This window comes from Rhizobium sp. P1_E1 (assembly GCF_056406015.1).
Map to the genome: position 1 here is coordinate 1 of NZ_JBFUAY010000143.1, position 12,108 is coordinate 12,108.

10 protein-coding genes and 1 pseudogene are annotated in these 12,108 nt (G+C 61.1%); 8 read left to right on the forward strand and 3 right to left on the reverse strand.

The features are described from left to right. Positions 1-37: 37 nt before the first annotated feature. Entirely contained in the window at positions 38-1,096 is a 1,059-nt protein-coding gene (locus tag AC1D1Z_RS28355; protein WP_130719322.1) for a LacI family DNA-binding transcriptional regulator, read from the forward strand. 41 nt (positions 1,097-1,137) lie between these two features. On the opposite strand, the gene AC1D1Z_RS28360 is transcribed toward AC1D1Z_RS28355, so the two are convergent. Then, positions 1,138-2,154 carry a LacI family DNA-binding transcriptional regulator gene (locus tag AC1D1Z_RS28360; protein ID WP_477852276.1) on the reverse strand — a complete coding sequence of 339 codons (1,017 nt, stop codon included), beginning with the start codon at positions 2,152-2,154 and terminating at the stop codon, positions 1,138-1,140. 179 nt (positions 2,155-2,333) lie between these two features. On the opposite strand from AC1D1Z_RS28360, the pseudogene AC1D1Z_RS28365 reads away from it, so the two are divergent. The 5 genes and pseudogenes from AC1D1Z_RS28365 to AC1D1Z_RS28385 all read left to right on the forward strand — a co-directional run bounded on the left by AC1D1Z_RS28365 (position 2,334) and on the right by AC1D1Z_RS28385 (position 8,536). After that, positions 2,334-3,580 (forward strand): annotated as a pseudogene (locus AC1D1Z_RS28365) (ABC transporter substrate-binding protein). Positions 3,581-3,662: 82 nt separating this feature from the next. Continuing rightward, on the forward strand, positions 3,663-4,586 hold the full coding sequence (locus AC1D1Z_RS28370; protein WP_047620441.1) for a carbohydrate ABC transporter permease: 924 nt from the start codon (positions 3,663-3,665) through the stop codon (positions 4,584-4,586). Beyond that, a complete protein-coding gene (locus AC1D1Z_RS28375) occupies positions 4,586-5,455 on the forward strand; it encodes a carbohydrate ABC transporter permease (RefSeq protein WP_112907901.1) in 870 nt (289 codons plus the stop codon). The genes AC1D1Z_RS28370 and AC1D1Z_RS28375 overlap by 1 nt, the downstream gene beginning before the upstream one ends. Positions 5,456-5,482: 27 nt before the next feature. After that, positions 5,483-7,426: a glycoside hydrolase family 127 protein gene (locus AC1D1Z_RS28380; protein ID WP_477852277.1), complete on the forward strand. Its 1,944-nt coding sequence runs from the start codon at positions 5,483-5,485 to the stop codon at positions 7,424-7,426. Between the two features lie 9 nt (positions 7,427-7,435). Further along, a complete protein-coding gene (locus AC1D1Z_RS28385; RefSeq protein ID WP_130654040.1) occupies positions 7,436-8,536 on the forward strand; it encodes an ABC transporter ATP-binding protein in 1,101 nt (366 codons plus the stop codon). A 49-nt stretch (positions 8,537-8,585) separates the two neighbouring features. Here the strand turns inward: AC1D1Z_RS28385 and AC1D1Z_RS28390 are convergent, their stop codons facing one another. Further along, positions 8,586-9,497 (reverse strand): dihydrodipicolinate synthase family protein, encoded by a 912-nt coding sequence (locus tag AC1D1Z_RS28390; protein WP_018446088.1) that lies wholly within the window; start codon positions 9,495-9,497, stop codon positions 8,586-8,588. A gap of 150 nt (positions 9,498-9,647) precedes the next feature. On the opposite strand from AC1D1Z_RS28390, the gene AC1D1Z_RS28395 reads away from it, so the two are divergent. After that, positions 9,648-10,352: a GntR family transcriptional regulator gene (locus AC1D1Z_RS28395; protein ID WP_477852279.1), complete on the forward strand. Its 705-nt coding sequence runs from the start codon at positions 9,648-9,650 to the stop codon at positions 10,350-10,352. A gap of 29 nt (positions 10,353-10,381) precedes the next feature. On the opposite strand, the gene AC1D1Z_RS28400 is transcribed toward AC1D1Z_RS28395, so the two are convergent. Continuing rightward, complete coding sequence (locus AC1D1Z_RS28400; protein WP_130654039.1) at positions 10,382-11,680, reverse strand: alpha/beta fold hydrolase; 1,299 nt, start codon at positions 11,678-11,680, stop codon at positions 10,382-10,384. Between the two features lie 122 nt (positions 11,681-11,802). On the opposite strand from AC1D1Z_RS28400, the gene AC1D1Z_RS28405 reads away from it, so the two are divergent. Next, a partial coding sequence (locus AC1D1Z_RS28405; RefSeq protein WP_477852281.1) for an aminopeptidase P family N-terminal domain-containing protein occupies positions 11,803-12,108 on the forward strand: 306 nt, incomplete at its 3' end.

A 12,108-nucleotide genomic window follows, 5' to 3' on the forward strand; every position in this document is an offset into this window, starting at 1 on the left:
GGGCGATGTTGACGATCCGCAGTAAGCCAGAGATTTCATGTCAATCGAAGAAAAACAAAAGCTGCAACGAAACGATCGCGTGACGATCCGGACGGTGGCAACTCACGCAGGCGTATCGGTCGCAGCAGTTTCCAAGGTGATGCGAAATGCCTACGGCGTCAGTGATGCGCTACGCGCAAGGGTGACTGATGCCATCGAGGCACTCGCATATCGCCCCTCGCGGGCAGCTAGAGGGCTGCGTGGCCGGAGTTTCACCATTGGAGTGCTCCTGATCGATATCCGCAATCCTTTCCTTCCGGAGGTGATTGCCGGCGTAAACGGGGTGCTGGCGCCTTCGCACTACCAGGCGATGATCGGCGTCAGCGATGCGCGCGTGCAGCTGGAGACGTCGTTGATCGAGTCGATGATCGACTACAAGATGGACGGCCTTATCCTCGTTGCGCCGCGTCTGCCCTCGGAGATCCTCGCAAGGTTCGCAGTCCAGATACCGATCGTCGCGGTCGGTTACCACGATGCCAGCGCTACGGCCTTCGATACCGTCAATGCAGACGATCAGCGCGGCGCGGAGATCGCCGTGGAAGCGCTTCTGGCCTGCGGTTATCGCGACATTGAAATGCTCAGTCTCGGCGAGCGCCAGGGACACGCGGTCTCCGTCGTCCGCCAGCGTGAGATCGGGTTTCGCCGGGCGATGCAGCGTGGCGGGCTCGGCTCCTCGCCAGCGATCGGCAAAATTCCCATTGCTTCGCCGAAGCGGGAAGAGGCGATGCGAAAGTTTCTATCGAGGAAGGACAGACCGCGCGCGGTATTCTGCTGGAGCGACCTCGACGCGATCACCCTTCTGAGCCTGGCTATGGAGATGGGTGTGCGCGTGCCCGAAGATCTCGCCGTCATCGGATACGACAATTCGTCGACCGCAGCACTCGGTCTCGTCAATCTCGCAAGCATCGATCAGTCGGGCAGGGAGCTCGGTCAGGTCGCAACCCGGGCCCTCATTTCCAGAATAGAAGGCCGCACCGCTTCCGAGCATATTCTCCAGATACCATCGCTGGTCAGCCGCAACAGCCTGACCCGTTCCGGCAATTCCACGGACAGATAATAGCGACGACGGCCGGCTTGCTGTGTTGCTTGCCGTCGTTCTCAGCCGGATTGAAGGGGGCTGCCGCAAGACTGCCGCACGACCAGGCGACAGGGCAATTTGGTGATGCCGGCAGGGACCGGCTCACCCTTGGAGAGGCTGAGGATTGCCAGGCCGGCGCGATGGCCCAGTTCCTTCAAGTCCATGTCGATGGTGGTCAGCGGCGGGCGCGTTTGCCGTGCGACGACCTCCCAATTGTCGAAGCCGACCACGGCGACATCCGTGGGAATCTCCACATTGAGGTCGCGTAGCGCGTCGATGACACCGCGGGCGATCTCGTCGCTGCCGCAGAAGATGGCGTCGGGCTTTGCGCCGGGCCGGGCAAACACCGACTGAACGGCCTCGTGACYCCATTCCTCCGACCAGTCGCCGAACATCGCTTCGGCACCGTCGCCGCAGGCGTCAAGATAGGATTGGGCGCGGATGCGAGCGGCGAGATAATCCCGCGGTCCGGTGATGTGGAGGATCCGCGATCGACCGAGTTCTTTCAGGTGGTCGACGGCGAGGCGGGCGCCCTGTTCGTCATCCGGAAAGAAGGTGACGCTGTCAGCCGGTCCCTCGGCAAAGACGTAGACGACGGGTATCGGCAAGCGAGACAGCTGGACCGGCGGCGTGAGATCGAGGCGGGTCGCGGTGAATATGATGCCGTCGACCTGCCGGTCGAGAAGCGCCTCCAGATGAAGCTGGGCGAGCCTCGGATCATTATTCGTGGCGCAGAGGAAGACGGACACGCCGTGATCGACCAGCACCTCCGATACCCCCGCCGCCATCGGCAGCGTCAGTCTGCCATAGGTGTCGTTCGTCAGCATGCCGATCGCATGGCTTCGCTTGCTTAGCAACCCACGGGCGAGTGCATTGGGCCGAAATCCGATCTCCTCCGCCACGCGCCGGACCCGCTCGCGTGTTTCGGCATTCGTCCGGCCGGTGTCGTTCAGTGCGTTCGACGCCGTCGAAATGCTGACGCCTGCAGCCTTCGCCACATCATAAATCGTCCGTCTTCGATCGCCCGTATTCTTCAAGTGCCGCCTCATAGTCGATTCATGATAAAAGCTTTTAGCAGAAAAAAATGTGCTGTTAAAAGGTTTTATCAAACGCACATCATATTTTTGCACACAGACTGTCGACACCAAAAAATTTCTGATCTAACGTCCATTTCGTCCGATGGCCTGAGGCCTGAACGAGAAAAAGGGGAACAAGCATGCTTCGACTGAAAACGACGATCACCGCTCTTGCACTGCTGGCAAGCTCTTCTCTCGCCGGCGCCGAAGAAATCACCCTATGGGTGCGCACGTCGTCCGGCGCCGTCCTTCAGGGGTTGGCAGACAAATACAACGCCTCTCACTCCGACAAGGTCAATGTCACCCAGATCACGGCGGAGCAGATGGTGCCGAAGCTGGGTGCGGCGATTGCCGGCAGCGCGGCTCCTGACGGTGCCGTGCTCGACCTGATCTATCTCCCGACCTTTGCCGCCGCGGACGGTCTCGAGGATATCTCCGACTTCGTGAAGGGGCTGCCTTATTCCGCGGCCATGAGCCCGTCCCACATCCGCCTTGCCACCTATGACGGCAAGATCTACGGCGTGCCGGCCCTGCCGGATGCCTCCATCATTGCTTATAATACCGATCTGTTCACCAAGGCGGCCTCGATCCGAACAAGGCGCCGGCGTCGATGGAGGAGATTGCCACCGACGCCAAGAAGATCGCCGCGCTCGGCAACGAGACCTATGGCTTCTATTTCGTCGCTAATTCGGGAAGCTGGCTGATCTACGATTTCCTGCCGCATCTCTGGGCCGCCAGTGCCGATGTGCTGAGCGATGACGGCCGCAGCGCCACGGTCGATACGCCGGCGCTGCGTGAGACCATCGCTGCCTATCGCGATATGTGGAAGGCCGGTGCGATCCATCCGACCTCGCGTTCCGGCAACGGCAACAATGCCGTCGAGGCCTTCGCCTCGGGCAAGGTCGGCATCCTGATGACCGGCTCCTACATCGTCAATCTGCTGACCAGCAAATATCCCGACGTGAAATTCGCCGTCGCACCGATCCCCGGACCGAAGGGCGGTGAATCGAGCTTTGCCGGCGGCGATACGCTTTCCCTGATTAAGGGCATCAGCGAAGAGAAGAAGAAAGTCGCGCTCGACTTCGTCAATTTCTACATGCAGCCCGAGCAGCAGGTCTACATCACCCAGGAATCGGGGATGCCGTCGCGCACCGACCTCGCAGCGGAAGCCTATGCGAAGTTCGACCAGCGCAATCTCGTCGCCTACAATATCCTCGCCAAGGGGCGCACGCCTTACACATTTTCGTCCGACGAACTCTTCGTCAGCCGCACCGGACCCTTCCTCAATCTGATCCAGGGCACGATCTTCGGCGACGATGTCGACGGAACGATCGCCAAGACGCAGGCCGACTTCACCCGCATCCTTGAACGCACCAATCCGAACTAAGCCAACGCGTTTCGGCAGGGTATCTGTGGATGCCCTGCCGTCCATTTCACATATCGACTTTCAAGCGGAAGGAGGAGTTGCGGTGGTATCCTCGACACTTCGCAGCCGGAGGCGCGCAGTCGCGACCGGAGAACCCGAGCCAAAGGGTTGGCTTGGTCTTGCCTTCATCCTGCCRGGCTTGCTGTTCATCGTCGTGCTTTTCCTCGTGCCGCTTGTCATGACGGTCTGGATGAGCTTCTACAACTGGCCGCTTCTTGGCCGGACGAAATTCATCGGCCTTTCCAACTATGCCGAGCTGATCGGCGATACCCAGCTCTGGCATTCCCTGGGTTTCACGCTGCTCTACACGGTGCTGGTCACGGCTGCGATCTTCCTGGTGGCCTTTCCTTTGGCGCTGCTCGTCGACCGGCCGCTGCGGATCGCCGGCTTTTTCCGCACGATCTATTTCATGCCCGTCGTAATCGGCTTCGGGGCGGCCTCGACATTGTGGATGTGGCTGCTCAATCCCGATAGCGGCGTCTTTGCGCAGTTGCTGCGCGGAGCAGGCATTATCGACAGCGCCCCGAGGCCGCTCGAAAGTTTCTGGCCAGCACTCGGCGTCGTCATCCTAATGGTCGTCTGGAAAACAGCGGGCTTCACGATGATCATCCTTCTGACCGGCCTGCAGAGCATATCCAACGACGTCATCGAAGCCGCCAGGATCGACGGCGCCAGCGTCTGGAGCCGGTTTCGCCGTATCACGCTGCCTTTGATGAGGAACTCGGTCGTGCTGGCGCTCGTCCTCAACGTCACTTCGTCGATGCTGGCCTTCGACCAGTTCTTCATCATCACCCAGGGCGGCCCTGAGAACAGCACGATCTCCGCGGTCTTCTCGATCTATCTCGCGTCGTTCTCATCCTACCGTCTCGGTTATGGCTCGGCGATCTCCTTTGCCCTGCTCGTCGTCCTGGTGGCGATCAGTGCGATCCAGTTCGTCCTGCTGCGCCAGCGGCCGGAGGAGGGTTGATGGAACGGCTCAATTATAATCTCGCGGCGAAGCCGGCGAGCGAGCGGCTCGGTTATCTCGCCTTCGTTCTGACGGCATGCGTCTTTGCCGTCTTCTTCGTGATGCCGATCGTCTGGTCCTTCGCCAATTCCTTCAAGCCCGCGGCCGCAGCACTTGCCGATCCGGCAGCGCTTTTCTCGAAAGCCTTCTCGCTCGAAAATTACCGCCGCCTCGAACATGTCGGCGCCGGCTGGTACGTCTATGCCGGCAATTCGGTGCTGATCGCTGCCGGAACGGTGATCCTGACGGTGCTCGTCTCGGTGCCGGCGGGATACGGCTTTTCGAAATTCCGCTTTCCCGGTCAGTCGCTGCTCTTCGTGCTGATCATGGCGACGATGATGATTCCGTTCCAGTCGATCCTGACGCCGCTTTTCCTGATCCTGAAAGTCTTCCGGCTGCAGAACAGCCTTCTCGGCCTGGTGCTGATCTATGTGACCTTCCAGCTTCCTTTTTCCGTTTTCATGATGCGCAACGCCTTCGACGCGGTGCCGAAGGCGCTGATCGAAGCGGCGCGGATAGACGGTGCTTCGCAGGCGACGATCCTGCGCCGGATCATGCTGCCGATCGCGCTTCCCGGTGTCGCCACCGTTGCGATGTTCGCCTTCCTGAATTCCTGGAACGAATTCCTCGCTGCCCTCATCTTTCTGTCCGATCAGAACAAGTTCACGCTGCCGATCATGCTGGTGAATGTTTCGTCGGGCATCTACGGCATCATCGACTGGGGCGCGCTGCAGGCCGGCATAGCCGTGACCATGGTCCCCTGCATCCTGCTTTTCCTTCTCTTGCAACGATATTACGTGCGCGGCCTGACGGCCGGCGCCGTGAAGTAACAGCGCTCGTCCCGCTCAGGAGTCCTCATGACCAGCTCACCTCGTTTTCAACCGGCACGCGCTGCGGGACGGCAGCGATACAGGCCTGCCGACCATACCGGTGTCGTATTCGATGGCGGTTTCTGGCAGAGCTGGACCGAGACGGTTCGCAACGTCACCATCCCGACGCAGCACAAGCGGCTGGAAGAGGAGGGCTTCCTCGAGGTGCTCGATTTTGACAAGCCGGCCGGGCCGTTGGTGCGCCCGATCCAGCCGAGCGGATTGTCGATGCAGCATTTCTTCGATTCCGATTTCGGCAAATGGATCGAGGCCGCAAGTTACACGCTGAAGGCTCACCCGAATGCTGTGCTCGAAACGAAGATCGACGCTATCGTCGAAAAGCTCGAAAAAGGGCAGATGGCGGATGGCTACCTCAACAGCTGGTTCATTCGCCGCGAGCCGGACAGGCGCTGGACCAATCTGCGCGATCTGCACGAGATGTATTCGATGGGCCACCTGCTGGAAGGTGCCGTCGCCTACCACGAGGCGACGGGAAAGCGTCGTTTCCTCGATGTGATGATCCGCGCCGTCGACCATATCATCGCCACCTTCGGCGCGGATCCCGGAAAGCTCAGGGGTTACGATGCCCATGAGGAAATCGAGCTGGCGCTGGTCAAGCTCTATCGCGTGACGCGCGATCCGCGGCATCTGAAGCTTGCGACCTATTTCGTCGACGAACGTGGCCGGATGCCCTCATATTACGACGAGGAGGCTCGCAAGCGCGGCGAGAGCCCTGATGATTACGTCTATGAGACATATGCCTATAGCCAGGCCCATATGCCGGTGCGCGACCAGCACCAGGTCGTCGGACACGCGGTTCGCGCCATGTACCTGTTTTCTGCGATGGCGGATCTCTCCCATGAGAACGACGATCCGACATTGAAGGCGGCCTGCGACCGGCTTTTCGACAATCTGGTCAGCCGCCAGCTCTACGTGACCGGCGGCCTTGGCCCATCGGCATCCAATGAAGGGTTCACCCGGGAATTCGACCTGCCGAACGAGACAGCCTATGCCGAGACATGCGCAGCCGTCGCGCTCGGCTTCTGGAGCCATCGCATGGCGCAGGTCGATCTCGACAGCAAGTTCACCGACAGGCTGGAAACGGTACTCTACAACGGCGCGCTTTCCGGCATCTCGCGCGACGGCGAACATTATTTCTATGAGAACGTCCTTGAAAGCCACGGGCAGCACCGCCGGTGGAAATGGCATTACTGCCCCTGCTGCCCGACCAACATTGCCCGTTTCATCACGTCGCTCGGCCAATATTTCTATTCCACGGGTGATCATGAGCTCGCCATCCATCTCTACGGCACCAATTCCGCCGAACTGACAGTCGGCGACAACTTCGTGCGCCTGATCCAGGAGACGCAATATCCCTGGGATGGTGACATCAGCCTGCGGTTCGCCGTCGAGCGGCCAAGCCGGTTTCAGCTTCGTCTTCGCATCCCCGGATGGTGCAGGCAGGCGCAGGTCTCGGTCAATGGTGCTGCCGTCGATCTCGATCAATGCGTGACGAAGGGTTATGCAGCAATATCAAGGGAATGGCGCAATGGTGACGAGGTCCGCATCGGCTTCTCGATGCCGGTCGAGCGCATCTACGCGCATCCTGCCGTCTCCGAAGACGGCGGACGCGTCGCACTGCGGCGCGGGCCTGTCGTCTATTGCATCGAGGAGACCGACCTCGGCGGCGAGCCGCAGCGGCTCCGCCTGCCGGCATCTGAGGAAATTTCTGCCCGTTACGATGCCGCGCTTCTCGGCGGAGCGACCGTCCTCGAAGGCACTGCGCTCGAAGCCGATATAGCCGATTGRCAGAATGTGCTCTATCGCACCGCGCCTCCCTCGCTAAAGGAGCGGCCCTTCACGGCGATCCCCTATCACCTCTGGGCCAATCGCGAGCCCGGAGCGATGGCGATCTGGTTGCAGGAGGTCTAGGAGAAAACCATGGCACGGCTGGAACTCAAGAGCATCGTCAAATCCTATGGCATCTACGAGGCCGTGCGCGGCATCAGCCTTGACATCGAAGACAATGAATTCGTCGTTTTCGTGGGCCCGTCGGGATGCGGAAAATCGACAACATTGCGCATGATTGCGGGTCTCGAACACATTACCGGCGGTGATATCGTGATCGGCGACCAGGTCGTCAACCGGCTCGGCCCGGGCAAACGCGATATCGCCATGGTCTTTCAGAACTACGCGCTCTATCCGCACATGACGGTGCGGGAGAATATTTCGTTCTGCCTGGAGCAGCAGAAGCTCGCCAAGAGCGAGATCGACGCGCGTATCATCAGGGCGGCGGAAACCCTGCATATCAGCGAGCTGCTCGGCCGGCGCCCGGGCCAGCTTTCGGGCGGCCAGCGCCAGCGCGTCGCGATGGGGCGTGCGATCGTGCGGAACCCGAAAGTCTTTCTCTTCGACGAGCCGCTGTCTAACCTCGATGCCAAGCTTCGCGTGCAGATGCGCACGGAGATCAAGCGGCTGCACCAGCTGTTGCCGACGACGACCGTCTACGTCACACACGACCAGGTCGAGGCGATGACCATGGCGGATCGTGTCGTGGTGATGAATGGTGGCATCATCGAACAGGCGGGACCGCCGCAGGCGCTCTATCATCGGCCCGTCAGCCAGTTCGTCGCCGGCTTCATTGGCTCACCGTCGATGAATTTCCTGTCCGCGACGCTGCTATCAGGAGAGAAGGGTCTCGTCGTCAAACTGACTGACGGTAGCGAGCTTCCGGTGCCTGAGGCGCGCGCCGGCGACTATGCCAGCCATGTCGGCAAATCAGTCGTGTTCGGGATCAGGCCGGAATCGATCACCGACCGCCAGGCCCGTCCTGGTTATGCCGACATCGAAGCTAAGATTGATCTTGTGGAGCCACTCGGGCCGGAGACCATGGTCTATTTCGGCATCGGCGAGGCAAGTCTTTGCGCCTGCATCGATCCCGAGAGCGGGCCCAGGCCGATGTCGACTATGCCGCTCTCGTTCAACATGAACCAGATGCATCTGTTCGATCCGGCGACCGGCCGGTCGCTGGCGCTTGCCTGAACTGCAAACACGGAAAGGCCGGCAACCGCGGGGTCGCCGGCCTCGTTGATCAGGCAGCCTGGCGGATCTTCGAAGGACGCGTGGCAGCGGCCTTCTCGACCATGGCGGTGACTTCGGCGCGGCGGGCACCCGAAAGCGGCAGGCGCGGCAGGCGGACGCGCTCGGAGCCGCGGCCCATGATCTGCTCGGCAAGCTTGATCGACTGCACGAGATCGTGTTCGGCATCGAGGTGCAGAAGCGGCATGAACCAGCGATAGATCTTGCGGGCCTCTTCCCAGTCGCCGCGTTCGGCGGCGGCAACGAGCTGCACGGATTCCTCCGGGAAGGCGCTGGTCAAGCCCGAGACCCAGCCCTTGGCGCCGAGCATCAGGCCTTCAAGCGCTACGTCGTCGAGACCTGCGAAGATATCGAAACGATCGCCGAATTCATTGATGAGATCGGTGAAGCGGCGCGGATCCGGCGCACTTTCCTTGACCGCCTTGATGTTCGGCACGTCGGCAAGCACCTTCAGCACATCGGCGCCGATATTGACGCGGTACGCCGGCGGGTTGTTGTACAGCATGATCGGCAGCGAGGTCGCTTCGGCGACGGTGCGGAAATGTGCAATCAGCTCTTCGGGCTTCGGCACATAAACCATGGCCGGCAGCAGCATAAGTCCGTCGGCGCCGAGCTTTTCGGCGTCGCGAGCATAGGCGACGGCACGGCGCGTGTCGAATTCGGACACGCCCGTCACCACGGGAACGCGGCCGTTGACGACCTCGACGGCAGCTTTCAAGATCGTGCGCTTCTCCTCGGGGTCCAGCGAGTTGTTCTCGCCACATGTGCCCATGACGATCAGTCCATTGACGCCATCGTTTACAAGCGCGTCCTGGACGCGCTGGGTCGAGGGCAAATCAACGGAAAGATCTTCGTTGAACTGTGTCGTTACGGCGGGAAATACGCCCTTCCATCCTGTGGTCATTGATCGAGCCTCGTTGAAATTAGTTGCCTTATATACAAACTGTCGACAAGATTCAATGATGTGAGCTTACAAATTTGAGGCCCCCGAAGACCGACATTGCGGGAATCGGCCGAAACGAAATACAAGGCTCTAACGAAAGAGGGCGGACGAATGCGGAACGACGCGGAAAATGTGCGGGTGCGCGGCTCTGGCACGCAGAGCGTCTATGTGACGCTCAGKCGGGAAATCCTGTCGATGGCGCTGGAACCCGGCAGTCCGCTCGACGAGGTGCGCCTGTCGGAACGTTTCCGGATGTCGCGGACTCCCATTCGCGAGGCGCTGTTGCGACTCGCCGCCGACGGGCTCGTCACGACGCTCCCGAACAGGAACACGATCGTTGCGACAATCGATTTCGCAAGCCTGCCCACCTATTTCGAAGCGTTGACGCTGATGTACCGGGTGACGACCCGTGGCGCGGCGCAACGGCGAAACGGCGACATCATGAAGACCGTCCGCCGGCATCAGAAGGACTTCGCCGATGCCGTTGCCGCGCGCGATGCCTATGCGATGATCGAGGCGAACCGCGAATTTCACGTCGCGATTGCCGAACTTGCCGGCAATTCCTATTACACCGCCTTCTTCGCCAGGCTGCTCGACGAGGGCCGCCGCATCCTGCGCCTTTACTACTCGACATTCGACGACCGTCTGCCGCGCCAGTATGTCGACGAACACGAGGAGATCATCGCCGCGATCGAGGCCGGTGACGTCGAGCGGGCCGACCGCCTGGCGATCGCCCACGCCGGGCAGATCGTTCGCCAGATCCAGGAATATATCGCCCGCGACCTGGATCGGCCGGTGGCGATCAGCATGTCCTGATGCGACGAGAGCAATGAACCGTTCGAGCCTCAGGGGGCGAGGGGGCCGCTCTGCTCCCTGACCAAGGTCATCAGCCTGCGCAGGACAGCCGCCGATTGGCGGACACCGTCGTGCTCGAATTCGTTGGTCACCCATGCCTGCACGTTGGCGACGTGGCGCGCTGTTTCGAGCGAAAGCCCGGCATCGACATACATGTCGTCATGATAGATGACGGCGGCGACCGGCACCTCATTTACAGCGAGACGTGCCGGGGCATAGAGCGGCACGTAGCGCTCATGCGTGGCCAGCGCCTCGACACCCGCCCTGAAAGCCCTGAGCGAGCGAATTTCCTCGAACATCCAGGGATACATCATCTCCCCCGTCAACAGCAGCGGCCGCCGGTCGCCGGCAAAGGCCGGATGCTCGGCGCGGATGCGTTCGGCCGCCCAGGCACTCGGCGTCCCGGCCTGGCCATAGATGCTTTCCTGCAAAACGGCGAAGAGCGGATTGTCGTCATAGGAGGTCAGCGACATCACGGACGCGAGGAAGCGATCAGAGAGACGGTCTTCATTGGGACCGGAGAAAGCCTCGTCGACCAGCCAATGGATGTTCTCGTAACCCGGCGCCATGCCGAAATCGATGCCGATAGTCTGAAAGCGGCGAACGGATAGGCGATCGCCATCGGGCAGCCGCACCTCGTTGGCCTCGATATAGTCGGCGATCCGGCTGATGCGCTCGGCATCCCCGGGGTAGCGGCGGTAATAGGCGGCGTTCTTTTCGGCGACGCGCGGGTAGGTGCGCCGATAGACATCATCGGCCGTCGCCCCAAGGCCGGCAAGGCCGCCGGTGACATAACAGGCGGAAAGTCCCTCCGGCGCCTTCGAGAGATAGGTAAGCGTCAGGAAGCCGCCATAGCTCTGGCCGAGCGTCTGCCAGCGTCCGCCGCCGAAGACGGTTTTCCTCAGATGTTCGCAATCGGCAACGATGCTGTCGGCACGAAAGAGGGTGAGATAGTCGGCTGCGGCCCTGCCGTCGGCAAAGTGCTCCATCGTCGCACTTTCGATCCGGCTGCTGCGCCCGGTGCCGCGCTGGTCGATCAGTATAACGCGGTGCGTCTTCAGGGCTTCGGCAAGCCATGGCGGCCCGCCATTGCTCGGCCGCGGCGATTTTCCGCCAGGGCCGCCTTGCAGGAAAGCCAGCAACGGCAATGTTTCGCGACGGCGGGCGGGATCGCATACTTCGCGTGCGAAAACCCGGATCGTCTCCCCCTCCGGCTTCGACCAATCCAGGGGAACGTCGACCATGTGATCGCGTATCAGCATGCCCGGTATGGTGTATTCGACCGCCATCGCCATCTCCTCATTTTTCATGTCGACATATTGCCTACAGCGGCATTAGTGTCGGTTCAAGATCCCCGCTGCAAGGCGAGGGCTTCATCGATCTGGAAGCGCAGGAAAAGCAGGAAGACAACATGTCATGGCAGCATACGGTACCCCGCATAACTGAGGACGAACGGCAGAACCGCCTCGCCAGGCTTCGCAAAATGATCGAAGCCGGAGGCTTGGCTGCCGTGCTTCTTGGACCGACCGAAAGCCTGCGTTACTTCACGGGGCTGGTCTGGCATCCGAGCGAGAGGTTCCTCGGCGCGCTCGTCACGCAAGCGACCATTTCCTACATCGTGCCGGGGTTCGAGCGCAGCCGTGTCGAAACGCTGCCGCATCTGCCGGGGGAAATCCTGGTCTGGGAAGAGGAGGAGAGCAGTGCCGCTCTCATCGCC

Bases quoted from the DNA above. Each gene is read 5' to 3' on its own strand.
- AC1D1Z_RS28385 (WP_130654040.1), top strand. From the start codon at position 7,436: ATGGCACGGCTGGAACTCAAGAGCATCGTCAAATCCTATGGCATCTAC.
- AC1D1Z_RS28355 (WP_130719322.1), top strand. From the start codon at position 38: ATGTCAATCGAAGAAAAACAAAAGCTGCAACGAAACGATCGCGTGACG.
- AC1D1Z_RS28390 (WP_018446088.1), bottom strand. From the start codon at position 9,497: ATGACCACAGGATGGAAGGGCGTATTTCCCGCCGTAACGACACAGTTC.
- AC1D1Z_RS28400 (WP_130654039.1), bottom strand. From the start codon at position 11,680: ATGGCGGTCGAATACACCATACCGGGCATGCTGATACGCGATCACATG.
- AC1D1Z_RS28375 (WP_112907901.1), top strand. From the start codon at position 4,586: ATGGAACGGCTCAATTATAATCTCGCGGCGAAGCCGGCGAGCGAGCGG.